This is a genomic window from Synechococcus sp. CBW1004 (genome assembly GCF_015840715.1).
Taxonomy (GTDB): Bacteria; Cyanobacteriota; Cyanobacteriia; order PCC-6307; family Cyanobiaceae; genus Cyanobium.
Genome location: NZ_CP060397.1, coordinates 2,983,679 through 3,004,470 on the forward strand (window position 1 = coordinate 2,983,679; position 20,792 = coordinate 3,004,470).

Sequence of the window (20,792 nt, forward strand, 5' to 3'; positions counted from 1 at the left end):
ATTCACCTGCCTGGTTGGTGGTGGTTGCCACTTGTTCCTGGCTTGATGTTCACGCTTTCTCAGGAGCAATGTATGCGCGGCTAGATTCAGGGTTTATCAATTAGCCGTCTATTGTTTCTTTTGGAAGTCGTGTTTGTTATATCTCCGTGATTCTTTGTTGGGGATTTTGCTGTTCCGATTGACTTGATGTTCCAGTCCGGGTGGCCAGCAGCCTGGGGCAACTGTAAAGTGTGAGCATTCTCCAGGCGCAGGCTGCATGCTTCCCCAGGTCCGTCAATCTGAGCTGCGCGATGTCCTGTCGTCGGTGGCCTATGCCCTGCTCGGCATCTATGCAGTCACCGTCATCGCTGGAGCGCTGCCCCCGCGGCTGCTGGAGCCGGCCTGGATCGAGCGGGTCTGCGGCATTCTGCGGGGAGGGGTCAGCTTCCCGCTGATCGCCCTCGTGTTCCTGGTGATGGCCCAGTCTCCCAGCGTCCGCGATGTGGAGCCGAAGTCCAGGATTCGCCTGCGGCGTCTCAGTTCGGCGGTGGCCCTGGGATTCATCTTGATGGTTCCCCTGCAGACCTGGGCCGGTGTGCAGGGGGTGCGTGTCAGTCTGCGTGAAGCCCGTCGGGAGCTCCTGCCCATCAGCCGCGGCCTCGAGCGCATTCGCCTCGCTGAATCCGAAGAGGTGCTGCTGGGCGCCATCACAACCCTGCCCGGTGCTCCTCCCAATCTCGGTGGCTCCCTGCGCGAACCCCTGGGCGTGGTGAAGCAGAGGCTGATCGCTGAAATCGAGCCCCAGCTGCGCGCCCGTGAGACGCGCATCAACGAACTCGGCAGGCAGCGCTGGAAGGATGGGCTGGTGCGCTGGGTCAAGGATGCCGTTGTGGCCCTGTTCTCCGCCATGGGCTTCTTCGCCATCGCCCGTTCTCTGAAGCCCCAGACCAATCTCCTATTCGCGGCCTACGGCGGCGGCGAGGATGTATCCCCCGAAGAGCTCCTCGAGGCCCAGGCCGGTTCTGGGGAGCCTGGCTCCCCAGGACCGGCCGCATCGTCAGGTGGGGTTCCCCCCCGTCGCACTTCCGTGCCGCCCGGGCCAAACATCCACCAATTCTTCGACAGCCTTCATTCCCCACCAGACTCTCCGGCCTCAGACGATCGCACCAGCTGAGTCCTGAGTCCCGATCCAAGCCGGGCATCGCTCAGCCCCCAGAGCTGGAGGCTTCAGCTCCCTACATCACTGCTGCGGTGCGTTCTTCGCTGGTCGTGGCGAGAGGAACGGCCACCTCTTCACTGAGGCGAGTTCACTGTGGCAAGGTCTGGGCAACCCCCTGGCTGAAATCGCCGTCAGGTCAACGAGAGAAGTCCCATCCGGTGACCTGGCCCATCTCCAGGCTTGACCAGACCTCTCTTGGCTCCCTCGCCTTCTCGGTTGGCGTTGGGTTGGGCACTCATCTCTGCAGCCCTTCCCTGTCCCGCAGCACCGCCCAGGTGAAGCGTGGCAGGGCGAGCATGCGCCGCCAGCGGCTCGGTTCCTGGAGAAGGCGGTAGAGCCACTCGATCTGCAGGCGCCCCATCCAGCGCGGCGCCCGCTTCTTGGTGCCGGCCCAGACATCGAAGCTGCCGCCCACACCCATCCACAGGCCGTTGCGCCGGGCCGCCAGGCCGGTGCGCTGGGCCGCCAGGCCGTGGATCCAGGTTTCCTGGCGCGGCACCCCCAGGGCCACCAGCACCACGTCGGGCTGGAGCGCCAGCAGCTGCCGCTCCAGCTCCGGCCAGGCCGAGGCCTCCTGATAGCCGTGCACGCAGAAGCTCAGCTCCAGCTGCGGCAGCTGCCGCTGCAGCGTCTTCCGCAGCGTCTCCATCACCCCGGGGGAGGCCCCCACCAGCGCCACCCGCCAGCCGCGCTGCGCTGCGTTCTCCAGGAGAGACCAGGCCAGCTCGATGCCGGGGCTGCGGCGCACTCGGTAGCCCTGCCGGCCCAGGGCCCAGACCACCCCGGCGCCATCGGCGATCACCAGGTCGGCGGCAGCGATGGCCCGGCCCAGAGCGGGGTCCTCGCGGGCCGCCATCGTCATCTCGGCGTTGAGCGTCACGATCTGGCCGCCGCCGAGCTGATGCAGCGCCAGAGCCGCTTCGAGCACATCCGGGCAGACATCCACCGGCACGCCCAGCACAGTGGTGCGCAGCGGTGTGGTCACGGTTGCTGCCATGGAGGGTGCGGCCGGCGGGAGAGAATCTATGGCTCAGCTCCGGTCGCTCCGCGCCGGGCAGCCCTGGAGCACGATCGCTGATGGCCCATCCATACGCCACTGCTGCCGCAGGCGAGAACGCTGCCGCAGGCGAGAACGCTGCCGCTGGCCAGAACGTTGCCCCAGGCGAGAACGTTGCCGCTGGTGTAAACGCTCCCGCCGGCGTGAAGGCTGCCTCCGGCGTGACTGCTGACGCCGCGCCTGCGGATCTGCCGACCCGGTTGAGCGAGCCGGAAGCCCTGCAGCTCCTGCAACAGCTCGACCAGCAGATCGAGCAGGTGGTGCTCAGCCGCCAGCATCCGCTCACGGGTCTCCTGCCCGCCAGCACCGCCAGCACCGTGCATGGCAACTACGGCGATGCCTGGGTGCGCGACTGCGTCTACTCGATTCAGTGCGTCTGGGGCCTGGCGATGGCTCACCGGCGCCTCAACGGTCCCAGCCGGCGCGTCCACGAGCTCGAGCAGCGGGTGCTGCAGCTGATGCGTGGCCTGCTCGGCGCGATGCTGCGCCAGGCGGAGAAGGTGGAGCGCTTCAAGAGCAGCCTCGATCCCCTCGACGCGATCCACGCCAAGTTCGACACCGGCACGGGCGAGCCGGTGGTTCCCGATGACGGCTGGGGCCATCTGCAGCTCGATGCCACGGCCCTGTTCCTGCTGCAGCTGGCCCAGCTCACCCGCTCCGGTCTGGTGGTGGTGCAGAGCAGTCACGAGCGCGACTTCATCCAGAACCTCACCTATTACGTGGCCCGCGCCTACCGCGTCGCCGACTACGGCATCTGGGAGCGCGGCGACAAGGGGAACCACGGCCTGCCGGAGCGCAATGCCAGCTCGATCGGCCTGGTCAAGGCGGCCCTGGAGGCGCTCGAGGGCCTCGATCTGCTCGGCCACCACGGCGATGGCTCCTACACCCTCACCATTCCCCAGGACGCGATCGTGCGGTTGCGCCGCGCCCTGCGCGGCCTGTTGCCGCGGGAATCCGCCAGCAAGGAGGTGGACAGCGCCTGTCTGTCGGTGATCGGCTATCCCGCCTGGGCGGTCGATGATCCCGAGCTGGCCGAGCGCACCCGATCCAAGATCCGCAGCGACCTGGGGGGCGCCTACGGCTACAAGCGCTTCCGGCGTGATGGTCACCAATGCGTGAACGAGGACGTCACACGCCTCCATTACGAGCGCGAGGAGCTGGCCCAGTTCGAGCACATCGAGTGTGAATGGCCCCTGTTTCTGGCCTTCGAGCTGATCACCGCCTGCTGTGAGGAGCGCTGGGATGAGGCGCGCCGCTTCCGCAGCCGCCTCGCCGAGCTGGCGGTGCGCATCGACGGGGTGGAGCTCTATCCGGAGCTCTATCTGGTGCCGGAGGAGGCGATCGAGGCCGAACGGCGCCAGCCCGGCAGTCAGCCGCGGCTGCCCAATGAGAACGTGCCACTGCTGTGGACCCAGAGCCTCACCTGGTTGTCGGATCTGCTGCTGGCGGGGCTCCTGCTGCCCGACGATCTCGATCCCAGCCAGCGTCGCCGCCGCAGACCACTGGGTGCCGCCGAGGTGCTGGTGGCTCTGGTGCCCGAGGACGAGGCCATCGCCGCAGCCATGGCCCAGGCCGGTCTGCCCCTGACGCCCCGTAACGGGTCCCCGCGGGTGGCCAGCTCCCGCGAGCTGGGGCAGCGCATGGCCGCCGTGGGGGCCAATGAGCGCCTCGGCCTCAGCGGCCATCCGCGGGTGCGGATGGAAACCATGGCCACCGCGCGCCTGTACCGCCATCGCGGCGAGTCGATCGCCTTTCTGCCGGCGGTGCTGGAGGAGGACACCTTCTATCTGGCCGATGATCCCCAGCAGCTGGTGGATGCGGTGGCCAGCGAGCTGCGCCTGCTGCAGCGCCACTGGCGTGGACCGGGGCTGCCGCTGCTGTTGATCCCGGTCGCCGCCGGCCCCTTCCGCCGCGATCCCGGCGCCTTTCTCCGCCTCGGTGTGGAGCTGCAGCGCGGATCGCTCGAGGGTGTGACGGTGCAGCTGGAACCTCTCGAGGCGTTGATCCACCAGGTGGTGGTGGTGGATCTGCCGGATCAGGCGGTGGCGGTCTGCCAGCTCGGCCACGGCCGGCACACCCTGCTGCCCCCCGCCACCAGCCAGCAGCCGCTGACGGCCCGCCAGGAGCAGGAGCTGGAGGAGACCACGGTGGCGGCACTGGTGGAGCGCCTCTGGCACAGCACCTCCCTGCCGGAGCAGGCCGAGGTGCTCGAGCTGCTGGCCCGCCGGCTCGGGCCCCACGCCCGCCTGCAGGGGCCCAGCGAGGGCCCCGGGGTGACCTTGATGCGCCTGCTTGAGGAGGTGTACCGCCGCGCGCTCGCCGAGGCCGATTGGAACGTGGTGCGCCGCAGTGCCGGAGCCATGGGTCTGGTGCACCCCCAGCTCGAGGATGCCCTCACGGATCTGCTGGTGCATCAGAAGCAGGTGGTGGTGGGCCGCAACTACACCAACGATTCCCTGATCAGCGATCCCCAGGGCAGCAGCACGATCGCCGCCATGATCCGCCGTTTCGGTGGTGAGGACGGCCGCGAGTGGATGCTGCAGCAGGAGCTGCTGCTGGCCCTCGACGGTCTGGCGCGCCTCGAGCCCGATCTGCTCCGGGGCAGCCTCACGCTGCAGCTGGGCCAGTTGCTGCTGCTGCTCACCGGCGAGCTGGCGGCCGAGGCCGATCTCAGCCCCAGTGAGGCCTTCGAGGCGCTCTGCGGCCTGCCGCCCCACGCGATCCGCAGGCGTCTGCGGGCGGTGCTCGCCGATGTCGAGCATGCCCGAGCCGCCCTGCAGCGCAAGGAGCAGCTGCACCTGCGTGGCCGTGTGCGCTGGGAGGTGCCCGATCCGCTCGAGGAGCTGCCCCGCGGCAGCTGCTGGCTGCAGCACCGCATGCGTCTGGGAGCGCTGCAGCGGGTGCCACGCAACTTCTACGCCGGCATCTGGGATCTGCTGCATCACTGCCGGGGCATCGTCATCGGCGACAAGCTCGAGCGGCGTAACCGGCTCGAGAGCGGGCCGCTGCTCAGCGAGAAGACGCCGGGTGAGCGCAACTTCGCCTCGCTGGTGGAGCAGCTGCTCGGCAAGATCGAGGCCCCGGAGTACCGGCAGCTCTGCACCGAGACGCTGCTCACCCTGATCGCCTTCGTCACCGCCAACCCCCAGGTGCAGTTCGACGACGATCTGGCCCTCGATGTGGTGATCGGCCACGCGGTGCGCGTCGGTTGGCAGGAGCGCAATCCCCAGGTGAGTGCGGCCGACTATGGCCTGCACAAGGGGGATGCCTGGGATCTCTTCTATCGCTCTTCCCCGGCCCAGTGCCGCCGCTGGCAGCTCCTGGCCCTGCAGCAGCTCACCGATGACAACGGCAGGACCGCCGGATCCTGAGGACGATCACAGCAGCATCCTGCTGCGAATCGGCGACTTGAGGACCCACAAGACTCGCTGACGTGCCCTCCTCATTCCTGCGGGAGAGCGGAACACCCACGAGGGAGGACGATTCCGGTCTCCCTCGCTTGTGTGTAGCGGAGCGAAATTAGGTAAGCAAGTTCTCCGGCGGCGGCCCGGGTGAGGGAGGGCCGGCTGCCGTTGCGGTACAGCTGCTGCAGGCGCCGTTCAGATCGGCTCGCTGAGCGCCATGCAGATGTTGGGTTGCTCGACGCACTGTTCGATCAGATCGGCAAGCAGCAGGGCCCGTGAGGCCTGGGGGCCATCGACGGCCGGGGTCTCCTCGCCGCGCACACAGCGCAGGAAATGTTCGAGTTCGGCGTAGAGGGGCTCGATCGAGGTGGTGCTCACCTCTTCGATGAAGCCGTCGTTGCGGTACACCAGTTCTCCGTGATCAGCGCTGAACGATCCGTGCGAGCGGCGGTGAATGCGCAGGTTGTGATTGAGGAAATCGGTCTCCATCAGGCTGCTGCGGCAGTGGGTGTACAGCCGCCTGACCTTGCGGTGGGCCATCTTGCTGGCCGTCAGGCTGGCCACCACGCCGTTGGCAAAGCCGAGGGTGGCATTCACGTAGTCGATCGGACCATCGCTGCTGCGTCCCCCGGCCGCGGCCAGGCGCACCACCGGCGCCGCAGCCAGCTCCAGCACCAGATCGATGTCGTGAATCATCAGATCGAGCACCACGGAGACGTCATTGGCGCGATCGGGATTCGGGCTGTGGCGGCGGGCCTCCAGGACCACGATCTCCTCACCGGCCACCACCTTCAGCAGTTCGCGGAAGGCCGGGTTGAAGCGCTCGATATGACCCACCTGCAGCAGCTTGCCGGTGCGTTCGGCCGCCTCGATCAGTTCGGATGCCTCCTCCTGGGTCGCGGCGATCGGCTTCTCGATCAGCACGTGCACGCCCGCCTCCAGGCAGGTCAGGCCGACGCGATGGTGCAGCAGGGTGGGGACGGCGATGCAGACGGCTTCGACCTCGTCGAGCATTGCGCGGTGGTCGGCGAACCAGCGGCAGCCGAACTGCTCCACCGCCAGGGCTCCCCGCGCCTCATCGGGATCGGCGACGCCGATCAGTTCCGCATCACGCAGCAGGCTGAGCACACGGGCGTGATGCCAGCCCATGTTCCCGATGCCGATGACCCCGACGCGGACAGGGTTCATGGCGGGGTCGCTGCAGATGGGCGCATTATCAACGATCGGGCTGCGGCCCCGGGGCTGCCCCTGTTGGCGCTCCTGCTGTGATCGCACCGGAGTCGGGTCCTTCGGGGGTGACCGGCTGGATGCGCACCCGCTCGATCCGTGGTCCGTCCATGGTGAGCACACTGAAGCGCCAGCCCTTCCAGCGCAGGGCCTCACCGGGTGCCGGGATGTGCTGCAGCCTCTCCAGCAGGAAGCCGGCGAGGGTGTGGTGTCCCTCCGCTTCCGGCAGGCGCAGCCCCAGCTGGCGGTTGAGCTCGAAGATCTCCAGATCCCCCGCCACCGACCATCCCCCCTCGGCCAGAGGCCGCAGATCCTCGGCGGCCTCCAGGGGGTCATCGTCCTCCCCCACGATCTCCCCGGTGAGATCGGCGACGGTCACCAGTCCCTCGGTGCCGCCGTGCTCATCGACCACCACCAGCAGGGGTTTGCCGCTGCGGATGAGGGGAAGCAGATCAGCGAGGGAGGCGCTTTCCTCGACGCGACTCACCGGCAACAGGTAGGGCTCCAGCAGGGTGTCGGGTCGCAGCTGGCCGCGCGCGATCGGTTCGGCGAGGCGGCGCAGATCGAGCAGACCGCGGACGTCATCGAGGGAGTCGCCGATCACCGGAAAGCGGGCGTGCTGGCTGGCATGCACCGCATCCATCATCGCGGCGAAGGTGACATCCAGCGGCAGGGTGACCATCCCGGAACGGGGCACCATCACCTCCCTCACCAGGGTGTCCCGCAGGGAGAACACACCCTCGAGGATGCTGCGCTCATCCGGCATCAGCCCCGTCACGCCACCGCTTTCGATCAGGGTCTCCAGCTCCCCGGCGGAGAGCACCGGCACCAGTTCATCCCAGTTGCGGGGCAGGCCGCAGAGCCGCAGCAGCACGCCGCTGAGGCGTTCGATCAACAGCAGCAATGGCGACAGGGTGCCGCAGAGCGATTCCAGCAGCGGTGCCAGGCGCAGGGCGGAGGACTCGGGTTGGTGCAGCACCCAGGCCTTCGGCAGCAGGCCTCCCAGCAGGGTGGCCAGCAGCACCAGCACGACAAACACAAGGATGTTGATCCAGGCCGGCTGAAGGCGGCTGGCGAACTGACGGGTCAGCTCCCCCGCCAGTCCTCGCCCCGTCCAGCCCACGGCGAGCAGGGCCAGCGCCGACCCCAGCTGGGTCGCAACGAGAACCCGCCTGAGGCGTTGCTGCAGCCTGGCGACCGAACGGGCGCCGGGCTCACCGCTCTCCAGCAGTTGCTGCACGCGGCTGGGCCGCAGGCGGATCAGGGCAAATTCCCCGGCGGCGAAGAAGGCCATCAGGGCCAGCAGCACGGCCAGGGCCAGAAACCGCATCGGGATCGCAGGATGTGGCCGAAGGATAGGAAGGCACTCCCTGAGCGCCCGTTCGGTAGCAGCGATCCCGGCGGAAGGCGTGGAGAGTGAGTCGGCTCCGCCCTGCAGCCCGCCGGGCCTTGGCACCGTCGCAGGGGTCGTGTGCCGGCACCTGCACGGATCCGTGCCCTCTGCACCCGGGATCCGGCCAGGCCCGGACGCGATCCGGCAGGGCCATCGGTGAGCTCACGATGGGCGGGTGGGTTGCACGCGCAGCTGACGGGCAAGCGCCTCCTGCAGGGAGGGGGCCAGGGGGCGGAGCTGGCCCAGCCGCGGGCTCCACACCCTGCCGCTGCCCAGCTCCTCCAGGCTGGCCAGCGCCATGTCCTGACCTTCATGCAGCTGCAGCTGAGCCGGTTCGATGTGGAGATCGACGCGGAAGACGTGTCGGACTCGGCCTCCGGCGGCGCTGCGGAACCAGGGGGTCACCGGGCCGCTGCTGAATCCGATCTCCTCGAGCAGCTCGCGCCTCAGGGACTGTTCAGGGGTTTCGCCAGGCTCCATGTGCCCTCCGAACAGGCCCCACCGTCCTGGGGCCACGATCGTGTCCCGGTCGTCCCGCAACTGGATCAGCCAGCGGCCCTGGCGTTCCAGCACGGCGAGCGCCACGGCGGTGATCCCTGAACTGGTCATGCTGCAGCGGGTCTGAGGCGATGGCGGGGACCGTCACACCCGGTCCGGTGGAGCAAGGTTCCAGCATGCCTGGAGCCGGCAGCCAGCGCGCATGGAGAGGCCGTTGAAGCATGCCCCCAGCTGGACGAGCAGCGCCTGGAAGCCAGACGAGCTCTCAGGGCGACGGGAATCGGCTTCTCGGTCGGTCCGGCCAGACGGTCAACGCTCGTCCGCTCCCTCCTCGAGGCTTCCTTCGTCGTCCGTTGCGGTGGTGCCTTCAGCGCCTGCGGGGGTGTTGGCGCCGGGAGGCGGCTCCGGACAGATCAGGTCGGCCGCCTTGCGAGCCTGACTGAGAAGCGTCAACAGCAGGTGCGGTGATTCCCGCAGCATGGCGATCCAATGGGAGAGATAGGCGGCGTGGTTCTGGGTGTCGCTCCCGATCTCCAGACGCTCTCCCAGCAGCACCGCACCCAGTTCGGCCACCAGCTCCTCACGGGCATAGGCACGCCCGTGCTTTTCCCCTGCGCCCATCACTCCGGATAGATCGCGCGCCAGGCGACTCGGGTGGCCGGTGGAGTGGATCGCCTCATGGGCCCAGGTCGCCACGTGGGCAGCCGCGCTGTGGAACGCGCCATGTTCGGGTAGGTGGATGCGATCGGCATCGGGGTCGTAGCAGGCCCGCTCCCCGCCAGAAATCACAGGGACAGGCCATCGCTGCAGCAACGCTTCAGCACTGAGCAGACGTTCCTGCTCCGGTCTTCGTTCCCGGGCTGCCTTCCCTCGCCGCGCCCGGACGAGTTCGGCCAGGGCTGCCCCTTCCAGATCCGCAGCGTTGAACACCGGGACAGGGCGATAGAGAACCCGGCATGGGCCAGCGGACGATCCATCGGCCTGGCGATGCTCGGACGCTTCAGGGGCTGCGTCCGGGGTTGCAGGGCCAGAGCTGCTGCCGCTTTGTGCCCCGGCGTCCCGGGTCTGGATCACCTGTGGCCGCAGCACATGCACCGCCTGGGATCCGCGGCGAGGCACCAGCCCCCTGGCCCTGGCTTCCGCGAAGCCGCACCAGAAGGGGAGGGTGGATCCCCTCAGGTGCATGCCGAAGCTGAGCAGGGCGGGATTGCTGCCGCGGTAACGGCGGCCGCTGAGCAGATTCACGTGATGGCCGCCGCTGCTGTCATCCCATGGACGTCGCCAGGGCGTGGTGCCCGCTTCCATCAGGGCAATCAGAGAGGTCACAAGTTTTTCCTCGGGTGAGCGGCGGCCCGCAGAGGGGGTGGCGCCCTGGTCAGCGCTGACAGCCATGGCAGAGAGGTCGTCGAAGGAGAGGGTCCGGCCGCCAGGGGCGGTCCCCAGAACCAGTGCCACCGCCTGTCACAACTGCTGTGGCCTCGGAGCTTCTGGGCAAGGGCATGCCGCCTCCTCCCTGGTGCTGCCGCCCGATTCCCACAGCAGCGCGCCCGACCTGTCGCCTGCGTCAGCATGCGCGCAGCGCGTCATCGGGCTTTATGTCGACCACGATCCAGGGCTCCGGCGATGTCCCCTCCGGCGCGGAGCTGCTGGAGCAGGAGCGCCGCGTTCGTCAGGCCGGAACGGCTCTGAGCGCGTCTGATCTGGAGGGCATGTGGTTACTGGATCAGGTGTGGCCCAAAGGCAGCGACAGGCCCTCCTCCTTCAGCGCCGCCCTGCTGCGCGGTCTGCGGGCCCGGCTGGAGATCCGCCAGGAGGAGGGGGCTCTGGTGCTTCGGAATGCCGTGGCGCTTGGCGCTCTGGAGCTGAGCTTTCGCGGGCCAGGCCAGCTGGTGGGATCTCGGCCGCTGCTGCAGTTCCACTTCGAGTCCCTTGAGCTGGCCCTGGCCGGTCACTGCCTGGTGCGCCGTTCCCTGCCAGCTCCGGCGCCGTCACGCATGCCCTTCTTTGCTCTGATCGCCCGTTCCCCGGAAGGTTGGCTGGCCGCTCGCGGTCGTGGAGGCGGCCTGGCGCTCTGGCGTCAGGACTCGGCAGGAGGTGTCAGGCCCGCTCGCCCCTGAGGGGTGGCGAAACCTTGCCGTCATGAAGGCGTGTTGGGGGCAAGGGGGCGGATCTTCAGCCCCCTTGCCCCTCAGCGAGGAGGGGTGCTAAGGTTTTGGACTGCGCGGCCGAGGCGAGAGCCCTGGAAGCGCGGACCGACAACCGAGGAGGCGAGAGCCGCCGATGTTGTAGGTTTCTGAGGTCGTCGCGAGACGACGAGCCCGCGAGGTTCCGAGAGGGACCGAAAGCGGGAGCACCTGGACAAGTAAAGAGTTTAGGAACTGACGCTTTCACTGCGTCGTCCCTGAAGGAAGCAACTGCAGGTGACTGTAGAAGCGATTCCGAAAGCCTCGCGTATCAGTCGATACCGGGTGGAGGGAAGGAGGCGAGAGCCGGCCGGAGGGAGACGATGAACGAGCAGTGAAGGTGTGAGGTCCCGTCAAAGAACAACGCTGAAGCATCGCGATGTTGGATGGCCTGAGGTTCTCACGACCGAGGGCTGTCGAAAGTGACGAGCGATGGGACGGCAAACCGGATCTGAGATCCTGGAAAGCTATGGAGATTGTATCAAGATAGCACTCTCGAAACCTTTGTGTCAGCGAAGGGGCAACAACTGAAGGCTGATTGAGAGATCAGTGATTTGGGTGATTGCAAATCAGTCTGAGGACCAATTGTGCTTGTGCAAGCAAGTGTGAGTGGATTCAAGAGGGATTGATCTACAACGGAGAGTTTGATCCTGGCTCAGGATGAACGCTGGCGGCGTGCTTAACACATGCAAGTCGAACGCACCTTCGGGTGAGTGGCGGACGGGTGAGTAACGCGTGGGAACCTGCCCTCAGGAGGGGGATAACGGCTGGAAACGGCCGCTAATACCCCATATGCCGAGAGGTGAAATGAAATTCGCCTGAGGATGGGCCCGCGTCTGATTAGCTAGTTGGTGGGGTAAAGGCCTACCAAGGCGACGATCAGTAGCTGGTCTGAGAGGATGATCAGCCACACTGGGACTGAGACACGGCCCAGACTCCTACGGGAGGCAGCAGTGGGGAATTTTCCGCAATGGGCGAAAGCCTGACGGAGCAACGCCGCGTGAGGGATGAAGGCCTCTGGGCTGTAAACCTCTTTTCTCAAGGAAGAAGAACTGACGGTACTTGAGGAATAAGCCACGGCTAATTCCGTGCCAGCAGCCGCGGTAATACGGGAGTGGCAAGCGTTATCCGGAATTATTGGGCGTAAAGCGTCCGCAGGTGGCCCTGTAAGTCTGTCGTTAAAGCGTGGAGCTTAACTCCATTTAAGCGATGGAAACTACAGGGCTAGAGTGTGGTAGGGGCAGAGGGAATTCCCGGTGTAGCGGTGAAATGCGTAGATATCGGGAAGAACACCAGTGGCGAAGGCGCTCTGCTGGGCCATCACTGACACTCATGGACGAAAGCCAGGGGAGCGAAAGGGATTAGATACCCCTGTAGTCCTGGCCGTAAACGATGAACACTAGGTGTCGGGGGAATCGACCCCCTCGGTGTCGTAGCCAACGCGTTAAGTGTTCCGCCTGGGGAGTACGCACGCAAGTGTGAAACTCAAAGGAATTGACGGGGGCCCGCACAAGCGGTGGAGTATGTGGTTTAATTCGATGCAACGCGAAGAACCTTACCAGGGTTTGACATCCTGCGAATCCCTTGGAAACGAGGGAGTGCCTTCGGGAGCGCAGAGACAGGTGGTGCATGGCTGTCGTCAGCTCGTGTCGTGAGATGTTGGGTTAAGTCCCGCAACGAGCGCAACCCACGTCGTTAGTTGCCAGCATTCAGTTGGGCACTCTAGCGAGACCGCCGGTGATAAACCGGAGGAAGGTGTGGATGACGTCAAGTCATCATGCCCCTTACATCCTGGGCTACACACGTACTACAATGCTACGGACAAAGGGCAGCAAGCTCGCGAGAGTTAGCAAATCCCATAAACCGTGGCTCAGTTCAGATCGTAGGCTGCAACTCGCCTACGTGAAGGAGGAATCGCTAGTAATCGCAGGTCAGCATACTGCGGTGAATACGTTCCCGGGCCTTGTACACACCGCCCGTCACACCATGGAAGTTGGCCACGCCCGAAGTCGTTACTCCAACCCTTGTGGAGGAGGACGCCGAAGGTGGGGCTGATGACTGGGGTGAAGTCGTAACAAGGTAGCCGTACCGGAAGGTGCGGCTGGATCACCTCCTAACAGGGAGACAAACCAGACATTGCTGTTGGATCCATTCTGTGATCCGGCCGATGTCCTGTCATCTCGAAGGTCGATCGGTACCTCAAGCCAGGTTGCCATGATGAGAAGGAGACTTCTGATCGATGGTGATGGTGGTTTCAGTTCCTGAACTCTGTCTAGGTCACCCCACAAGGGTAAGTACTCCTGGGCCATTAGCTCAGGTGGTTAGAGCGCACCCCTGATAAGGGTGAGGTCCCTGGTTCAAGTCCAGGATGGCCCATTCACCGCCTGCTGAGCAGGCAGGACTTGACTGCTGGGGGTTTAGCTCAGTTGGTAGAGCGCCTGCTTTGCAAGCAGGATGTCAGCGGTTCGAGTCCGCTAACCTCCATCCAACGAGGAATCTCGAGTAGCGAAGGAAGGAGTCGCTGCGGTGGTGACCGAACTGCTGAACGCATGTTGCCTCAACAGAGGTGAGGATGCGGAAAGGAATCTAGCCTCCAGGCATTCTGAACGATCAGCTGCCTGGAAGCTGGATTCAGGCTTCTTGAAGGAGAAGCGATGAATTCAGCAAGAACCTTGACAACTGCATAGGTGAGTTTGGAAAGAAAGCATCTCATGGATGCCCAGCGCGAGCTGGGATTCTATGGAGTTTAAGAGCTGAGACTTTCCAATGTTCTTCCAAGCCTGCCGAGGGTAAGGGAGTTTGATCCTGGACGTCAGGAGGAGAGTGGATTGTGCTGCGAAAGCAGGATGGTCAGCTCAAACCTTGACGCTGGGAGAAGGGGCCTCAACAGCCCTATGGCATTGGAAAGATTTTATAGGTCAAGCTACAAAGGGCTCACGGTGGATACCTTGGCACACAGAGGCGATGAAGGACGTGGTTACCTGCGATAAGTCTCGGGGAGCTGGAAACACGCTTTGATCCGGGAATTTCCGAATGGGGCAACCCCTAGAACGGCCGCCTGAATCCATAGGGCGGTGCGAGCCAACCCAGCGAACTGAAACATCTTAGTAGCTGGAGGAAAGGAAAGTAAAAACGACTCCCTCAGTAGCGGCGAGCGAACGGGGAAGAGCCTAAACCGATGGGTTCGCCCATCGGGGTTGTGGGACAGCGTTGTGGTACCAGTGCCGTTAGGAGAAGCGCTTGAAAGGCGCGCCATAGAGGGTGAAAGCCCCGTATCTGAAAACGAATCTGGCCTAGCTGTATCCCGAGTAGCACGGAGCACGTGAAATTCCGTGTGAATCCGCGAGGACCACCTCGTAAGGCTAAGTACTCCTGTGTGACCGATAGCGCAACAGTACCGCGAGGGAAAGGTGAAAAGAACCCCGGGAGGGGAGTGAAATAGAACATGAAACCGTGAGCTTACAAGCAGTGGGAGCCCGACTGATCGGGTGACCGCGTGCCTGTTGAAGAATGAGCCGGCGACTTATAGGCACTGGCAGGTTAAACCGGAAATGGTGGAGCCATAGCGAAAGCGAGTCTGAATAGGGCGATCGTCAGTGTTTATAGACCCGAACCCGGGTGATCTAACCATGGCCAGGATGAAGCTTGGGTGATACCAAGTGGAGGTCCGAACCGACTGATGTTGAAAAATCAGCGGATGAGCTGTGGTTAGGGGTGAAATGCCAATCGAACCCGGAGCTAGCTGGTTCTCCCCGAAATACGTTGAGGCGTAGCGTCTGGTGCTCCAATTGGGGGGTAAAGCCACCGTTTCGGTGCGGGCTGCGAGAGCGGTACCAAATCGAGACGAACTCTGAATACCCAATGTGTAGCCAGGCAGTCAGACTGTGGGGGATAAGCTCCATGGTCGAAAGGGAAACAGCCCAGACCGCCAGCTAAGGTCCCCAAATCGATGCTCAGTGATAAAGGAGGTGGGATTGCCCAGACAACCAGGAGGTTTGCCCAGAAGCAGCCATCCTCAAAGGAGTGCGTAATAGCTCACTGGTCGAGCGATCCTGCGCCGAAAATGAACGGGGCTAAGCATCGTACCGAAGCTGCGGATTTAACTTGTTAAATGGTAGGGGAGCGTTCCATGTGGGGCGAAGCGTTAGCGTAAGCGGGCGTGGACTGCATGGAAGTGAGAATGTCGGCTTGAGTAGCGAAAACATGGGTGAGAATCCCATGCCCCGAAACCCTAAGGGTTCCTCCGGCAGGCTCGTCCGCGGAGGGTTAGTCAGGACCTAAGGCGAGGCCGAAAGGCGTAGTCGATGGACAACAGGTCAACATTCCTGTACCGGTCATGTTTTGGGAAGGGGGACGGAGAAGGCTAGCCTGGCCAGAAGTTGGTTACTGGTCCAAGCGTTCGAGGCGTTGAGAGCTGGCGAAAACAGCTTGAGCTGAGGCGTGAGTGCGAGCTGCTACGGCAGCGAAGCAGGTGATGTCAAGCTTCCAAGAAAAGCCCTATACCCGTTAAGGCATGACTGCCTGTACCCGAAACCGACACAGGTGGGGTGGTAGAGAATACCGAGGGGCGCGAGGTAACTCTCTCTAAGGAACTCGGCAAAATGGCCCCGTAACTTCGGGAGAAGGGGTGCCACCGCAAGGTGGTCGCAGTGAAGAGGCCCAGGCGACTGTTTACCAAAAACACAGGTCTCCGCTAAGTCGCAAGACGATGTATGGGGGCTGACGCCTGCCCAGTGCCGGAAGGTTAAGGAAGCTGGTCAGCGCAAGCGAAGCTGGCGACTGAAGCCCCGGTGAACGGCGGCCGTAACTATAACGGTCCTAAGGTAGCGAAATTCCTTGTCGGGTAAGTTCCGACCCGCACGAAAGGCGTAACGATCTGGGCGCTGTCTCGGAGAGAGGCTCGGCGAAATAGAATTGTCTGTGAAGATGCGGACTACGTGCACCCGGACAGAAAGACCCTATGAAGCTTTACTGTAGCTTGGTATTGTGCCCGGGCTCGCAATGCGCAGGATAGGTGGGAGGCTTTGATCATCGGCTTGCGGGTCGATGTGAGCCACTGGTGAGATACCACTCTTTGCGAGCTAGGGTTCTAACAGCCACCCGTGATCCGGGGGCTGGACAGTATCAGGTGGGCAGTTTGACTGGGGCGGTCGCCTCCTAAAAGGTAACGGAGGCGCGCAAAGGTTCCCTCAGGCTGGTTGGAAATCAGCCGACGAGTGTAAAGGCAGAAGGGAGCTTGACTGTGAGACCTACAAGTCGAACAGGGACGAAAGTCGGCCTTAGTGATCCGACGGTTCTGAGTGGAAGGGCCGTCGCTCAACGGATAAAAGTTACTCTAGGGATAACAGGCTGATCTCCCCCAAGAGTTCACATCGACGGGGAGGTTTGGCACCTCGATGTCGGCTCATCGCAACCTGGGGCTGAAGTCGGTCCCAAGGGTTGGGCTGTTCGCCCATTAAAGCGGTACGCGAGCTGGGTTCAGAACGTCGTGAGACAGTTCGGTCCATATCCGGTGCATGCGCAGGAATATTGAGAGGAGTTCTCCCTAGTACGAGAGGACCGGGAGGAACGCACCTCTGGTGTACCAGTTATCGTGCCAACGGTAAACGCTGGGTAGCCATGTGCGGAGAGGATAACCGCTGAAAGCATCTAAGTGGGAAGCCCACCTCAAGATGAGTATTCCCATGGCGTTAGCCAGTAAGGTCACGGGAAGAACACCCGTTGATAGGCTCTACGTGGAAGCGCAGTAATGTGTGAAGCGGAGGAGTACTAATAGACCGAGGGCTTGACCACCACTCAACTCAAAGCTTTCTTTTCCAGGCGTGTTGTTTCTGTCAAGGCAGGGACGACCCAACCTATGCAGTTCTCAGGGCTCACCTGAGGATCAAGACTATCCTGGTGTCCATAGCGCTGTGGTCCCACTCCGATCCATCTCGAACTCGGATGTGAAACGCAGCAGCGGCGATGATAGTTGGGGGGTAGCCCCCTGCGAAAGCAGCACGATGCCAGGTAAAACCTTGATTCCAGCCTCCAGTGAAGCCATGACCGGACTGCCGTGTCATGGCGTGATGGAGGATCAATGATGGATGCAGTTACTGCACCGAGATCAGCCACCCGATGGGTGGCTTTTTTTATGGCGTGCCTCCGCTGGGTGGTGTGCGCCGGGCGCGAACTGCCGTGCTGCTGCTGCGGTGCTGGGGTCGGCCGCACGCGGCAATGGCAGAGAACATCCATGCACTTTATGCGGCCAGAACAGCAGGGCGGAGAAAGGCGGTGAGCCTGTCGGTTGTCTGGGAGCGTCCGAGGAGCGCCCTGCAGGTTGTGTGGCGGCGGATTGGTGCTGCGCTAAAGGCCTCCTCAGCTGGTTTGCGGGCTGGAAATTCGCAGATTGACAATGCGAAGCGGCTGATTTTTTGCCCTGGTGGCGGGACGACGGTGGGCGGAAGCTCTCTCCGTTGCGGATGGGACGGCTCCCGCACGGATCGGGCGAGACTCAGGGTGGTCCCGACCTCAAGGGCCGGCTGGGCCCGGGCGGCGAATGGCAAGGGCTTGGGGCGGCTGATCAGGCAGGCAGGTGCGAGGCAACAGGTGGAAGGGGCGAGGCGCATTCCGTCATGTCCTGGTACCTGTTTCTGTCGCTCTGCACAGCAACAGCGTTCACGCCAAGACACATCAAATGGTGATCTCCTCCAGCGACCGGATACTCACGAAGCCTGCGGAGTCTCGCTCGGGATTGCCCTCGCGATCACTGAAGATCACCTGCAGACCAGCGGCGCTGGCCGCTGCAAGTTCAATGTTGGAGTCGCTGATGAAGAGTACTTCGGCAGCCATGCAGCCGAGCCCCTCAAGGATCGCCTGGTAGCTGCTGACCTGCTGTTTGGCACCGATGCGTGTATCGAACCAGTGGCTGAACAGGGGGCGCAGGTCTCCCTCTTCGCTGTGCCCATAGAGGAGCTGTTGCGCCGCAACCGACCCTGAGGAATAGACGGAGAGCTCCAGGCCCATCTCTTTCCAGCGCCGCAGAGTACCGCTGACTTCGGGGAAGAGAGTTGCCTTGAGTTCCCCGCGCGCGTAGCCCTCCCGCCAGATGCGTCCCTGCAGATCCTTCCAAGCTGTCACCTTGCGGTCTCTGCGGATCAGCCAGCGGATGTAAGGGAGGAGTGCTGTTGTCAGATCCTCCGGCGCCATGCTGGATTCCGCATCGCGCTCGGATTGTTGGGCCTGCTGTGCGATTGGGCTCTCCTGAAGCAGTGCGCAGGCTTCAGGATCCTCCTCCTCATTCCAGGACTTCTGCAGTGCAGCAAGCAGAGCCTGGATCTCCGCTTCATGGCTATGTCGGGCGAGGTAGGCGCTCACCTCCCTGGCGGCATAGGGAAAGAGCACATCGCTGACGAACTGCACAGGGCAGGTGGTGCCCTCGATATCGAGCAGGATGTGGCGGATGGAAGGGCTCATCGGGTTACGGGTGCCAAGGCGTTCCAGAGTCGCTGACGCCAGTGCTGTTCCAGCAGGAACTCCAGGATTTCCAGGTGTCGCATCGCCTGCTGCAGGTCGGCACCCCATGCATAGAGGCCATGGCCGGCGATCAGGATTCCATGGGGGGCTCCCGCCAGATGGGGACGTGCGGCTGCGCTGAGGCGATCCAGATCCTGATCATTGGCCAGAACCGGGATGTGGATCCGGCTTTCGTGCGTGTGAATTCCCTCCAGTCCCTTGAGCATCTCCAGGCCTTCGATCACGAGATGAACGAGCCTGATGCCGTCCTCGGGCGCCGGGGGGGCTCCCTTCTCCCCGGCGTCATGCTCCCGGGATGCGCCTCCCTGCTCCTCTCCACCCGGCCTGTTGGATGCGGCCTGGATCGCACTGAGTGACAGCAGCGTGGCGGCCTGGGAGTGGGTGTGCAGCACCGCCCCGGCTCCCGTGCTGTGGACGATGGTCTGATGCAGCCGGGTCTCCGCACTCGCCTTCCCCGTGCCACTGAGCACTCGGCCGGAATTCTCGACCACAATCAGCTCCGAGGGCTTCACCTGCCCCTTGTCGACCCCGCTCGGCGCCATCAGCAGCTCCAGGTGGGGAGGGCGCCGGATCACGACACTGAAGTTGCCGCCGGTCCCGTCGCACCAGCCCCTGCGATGGATGGTTGCCATGGTGCGGCAGAGCCGTCTGGCCTGCTCCTGCAAGGCAGCCGACTGACCGCCTTCGTATGCAGATGTGGTCATGGATCTTCCATTCGGTTCCAGTCTGCTGGTTGATGCCGATGACGCTCAGCCCTGGCAGCGGGGGCACCAGTGGCTGCTGCGCCCTGAAAGCCTGCGTCGCTCGATCGCCGTGCCGCAAGTCCTGCAGGGCTCTCCTGTCCGTCGGTACACCCAGGCCATGCCGCCGTAGTTGCCGTTGACGCCGCTCAGGTCGCGGAAGTCGCTGAAGGTGGTTCCGCCCTCACCGATGCTCACGTTCAACACCCCCACCACTGCTCGGTGAAGCCGCTCAAGCTGGGTCCCCGTCAGCCTGCCGGCGGGTGTGTCTGGCGCGATTCCCGCTGCGAAGAGGGATTCATCGGCATAGATGTTGCCGATGCCCGCCAGCAGAGACTGGTCCAGCAGTGCGCTCTTGATCGGCCTTGCGCTGCCCTTGAGTTTCTGCCGCAGGTAGGCGGCAGTGAAGCCTTCGCTGAAGGGCTCCGGGCCCAGGCGGGTGAGCCCCGTGATCACGCTCTCGGGCGGGCTTCCGGCCGGCACGAACCACATCTGGGCGAAGCTTCGGCTGTCCACGAAGCGGAGCTCTCGCTGTCCCTGCAGCCACAGCCTCACCCGTGTGTGCCTGCAGGGCTCCCGGTTCTCTTGAATCCAGTGGAACTGGCCTGTCATGCGCAGATGCACGCCCCAGGTGCCGGCGTCGCTGCCATCGTCACCGTCAACAAGCGGCGCCAGCAGGTACTTGCCCCGTCTCTGCCACTCCTTGATGCAGGTGTCCCGCAGGGCCAGGCAGAACAGCTCCGGATCCGGGGGATGGGCGATTGCCCTCTCGCGCAGCACCTGCACGGCTTCGATGCGCTGCCCGGCGCTGTGTCCATGCAGGCCGCGCCGGACCGTTTCGACTTCGGGCAGCTCCGGCATGGCGGCGTGGGTTCGGCTCACCCATTGCAACAGGCCACCTGCGGCGGCTGAGCTTCTGGCAGCGTTTCCGGCGTTGGTGTCGCGGTGGGTGGGTGGCCAGCCCGATGAACCGGTTGATCGGCAGGGGGTGACGGCGATCCGGATCCTGCCGCGGCCGATACCTGTGCTCCGGGGATCCGATTGATCCGAAGGATCGGGGCGGTGCCGCACTGCTCGTGTCGGCGTTCCATGGGGCACAGCCACAGACACGGTCGAAGTGATGCATGCCGCGGGGGACGCAGGCGGCTGTTGCCTCATCAGCTCTCGGTCGGTGATCGCGGTGGATGGAGCGCGACTGTCGGCCGGCCGGCACTCACAACAAAGCCCTCCTGCCGTTCAGCGGGAGGGCGATGGGTGCTGTTCAGGACCCGGAGCCTGGATCAGGCCTTCTCGAGCTCGGACTCAGCGAAGTTGTTGGTGTTGATGCCGCCTTCGGAGCCGCTGAAGCCGTTGTAGTTGACCTTCTCGAAACGCACCACCACGGGGTAACGGATGCCGGAGGTGTCGATCGAGGCCACCGTTCCGACCTCGTTGAACCAATAGGACTCGGGGCGCTTGATGCGCACTTTGTCGCCGCGGGAGATGGCCATCGCTAGCTGGGGATCGTTCGGGTGGCTGCCTGAGGGACCCTACCTGGGGTGAGAGGACTTCATCCGTCGGACGTCACGATTCGTCGC

The 20,792-nt window shown here is 64.0% G+C and carries 12 protein-coding genes, 2 tRNA genes and 3 rRNA genes; 8 read left to right on the top strand and 9 right to left on the bottom strand.

Translation table 11 applies throughout. The features are described from left to right. The first annotated feature begins 256 nt into the window (after positions 1 to 256). Positions 257 to 1,153 (top strand): hypothetical protein, encoded by an 897-nt coding sequence (locus tag H8F25_RS14140; RefSeq protein ID WP_197210956.1) that lies wholly within the window; start codon positions 257 to 259, stop codon positions 1,151 to 1,153. Between the two features lie 280 nt (positions 1,154 to 1,433). On the opposite strand, the gene H8F25_RS14145 is transcribed toward H8F25_RS14140, so the two are convergent. After that, positions 1,434 to 2,195 (bottom strand): WecB/TagA/CpsF family glycosyltransferase, encoded by a 762-nt coding sequence (locus tag H8F25_RS14145; RefSeq protein WP_197210957.1) that lies wholly within the window; start codon positions 2,193 to 2,195, stop codon positions 1,434 to 1,436. An 80-nt stretch (positions 2,196 to 2,275) separates the two neighbouring features. Between H8F25_RS14145 and H8F25_RS14150 the strand changes: the two genes are divergently transcribed. Next, entirely contained in the window at positions 2,276 to 5,626 is a 3,351-nt protein-coding gene (locus tag H8F25_RS14150) for a glycoside hydrolase family 15 protein (protein WP_197210958.1), read from the top strand. Between the two features lie 228 nt (positions 5,627 to 5,854). On the opposite strand, the gene H8F25_RS14155 is transcribed toward H8F25_RS14150, so the two are convergent. The 4 genes from H8F25_RS14155 to H8F25_RS14170 all read right to left on the bottom strand — a co-directional run bounded on the left by H8F25_RS14155 (position 5,855) and on the right by H8F25_RS14170 (position 10,169). Next, positions 5,855 to 6,847 carry a Gfo/Idh/MocA family protein gene (locus H8F25_RS14155; RefSeq protein WP_197210959.1) on the bottom strand — a complete coding sequence of 331 codons (993 nt, stop codon included), beginning with the start codon at positions 6,845 to 6,847 and terminating at the stop codon, positions 5,855 to 5,857. A gap of 28 nt (positions 6,848 to 6,875) precedes the next feature. Further along, positions 6,876 to 8,216: a hemolysin family protein gene (locus H8F25_RS14160; RefSeq protein ID WP_197210960.1), complete on the bottom strand. Its 1,341-nt coding sequence runs from the start codon at positions 8,214 to 8,216 to the stop codon at positions 6,876 to 6,878. Between the two features lie 225 nt (positions 8,217 to 8,441). Further along, positions 8,442 to 8,888, bottom strand: coding sequence for an NUDIX hydrolase (locus tag H8F25_RS14165; RefSeq protein ID WP_197210961.1), 447 nt, complete (start codon positions 8,886 to 8,888; stop codon positions 8,442 to 8,444). 198 nt (positions 8,889 to 9,086) lie between these two features. After that, positions 9,087 to 10,169, bottom strand: a complete 1,083-nt coding sequence (locus H8F25_RS14170) for an ArdC family protein (RefSeq protein ID WP_197210962.1) — start codon at positions 10,167 to 10,169, stop codon at positions 9,087 to 9,089. A 203-nt stretch (positions 10,170 to 10,372) separates the two neighbouring features. On the opposite strand from H8F25_RS14170, the gene H8F25_RS14175 reads away from it, so the two are divergent. The 6 genes from H8F25_RS14175 (at position 10,373) to rrf (ending at position 16,971) form a co-directional block, all read left to right on the top strand. After that, on the top strand, positions 10,373 to 10,894 hold the full coding sequence (locus H8F25_RS14175) for a hypothetical protein (RefSeq protein ID WP_197210963.1): 522 nt from the start codon (positions 10,373 to 10,375) through the stop codon (positions 10,892 to 10,894). 698 nt (positions 10,895 to 11,592) lie between these two features. Further along, positions 11,593 to 13,077 (top strand): 16S ribosomal RNA (locus H8F25_RS14180). A gap of 185 nt (positions 13,078 to 13,262) precedes the next feature. Next, positions 13,263 to 13,336, top strand: a tRNA-Ile gene (locus H8F25_RS14185). A gap of 35 nt (positions 13,337 to 13,371) precedes the next feature. Then, a tRNA-Ala gene (locus H8F25_RS14190) sits at positions 13,372 to 13,444 on the top strand. A 432-nt stretch (positions 13,445 to 13,876) separates the two neighbouring features. Beyond that, a 23S ribosomal RNA gene (locus H8F25_RS14195) occupies positions 13,877 to 16,753 on the top strand. A 101-nt stretch (positions 16,754 to 16,854) separates the two neighbouring features. Next, positions 16,855 to 16,971, top strand: a 5S ribosomal RNA gene (gene rrf, locus H8F25_RS14200). Together the 16S, 23S and 5S rRNA genes with 2 tRNA genes alongside form the textbook arrangement of a ribosomal RNA operon. Positions 16,972 to 17,632: 661 nt before the next feature. Here the strand turns inward: rrf and mtnC are convergent. The 4 genes from mtnC to H8F25_RS14220 form a co-directional block, all read right to left on the bottom strand. Continuing rightward, positions 17,633 to 18,415, bottom strand: coding sequence for an acireductone synthase (gene mtnC, locus H8F25_RS14205; protein WP_197210964.1), 783 nt, complete (start codon positions 18,413 to 18,415; stop codon positions 17,633 to 17,635). Continuing rightward, entirely contained in the window at positions 18,412 to 19,179 is a 768-nt protein-coding gene (locus H8F25_RS14210; protein ID WP_197210965.1) for a class II aldolase/adducin family protein, read from the bottom strand. Before H8F25_RS14210 ends, mtnC begins: the two co-directional genes overlap by 4 nt. Before the next feature lie 45 nt (positions 19,180 to 19,224). Further along, complete coding sequence (locus H8F25_RS14215; protein ID WP_197213910.1) at positions 19,225 to 20,076, bottom strand: DNA-formamidopyrimidine glycosylase; 852 nt, start codon at positions 20,074 to 20,076, stop codon at positions 19,225 to 19,227. A gap of 419 nt (positions 20,077 to 20,495) precedes the next feature. Beyond that, positions 20,496 to 20,705 carry a photosystem I reaction center subunit IV gene (locus tag H8F25_RS14220; RefSeq protein ID WP_197210966.1) on the bottom strand — a complete coding sequence of 70 codons (210 nt, stop codon included), beginning with the start codon at positions 20,703 to 20,705 and terminating at the stop codon, positions 20,496 to 20,498. Positions 20,706 to 20,792: the final 87 nt, after the last annotated feature.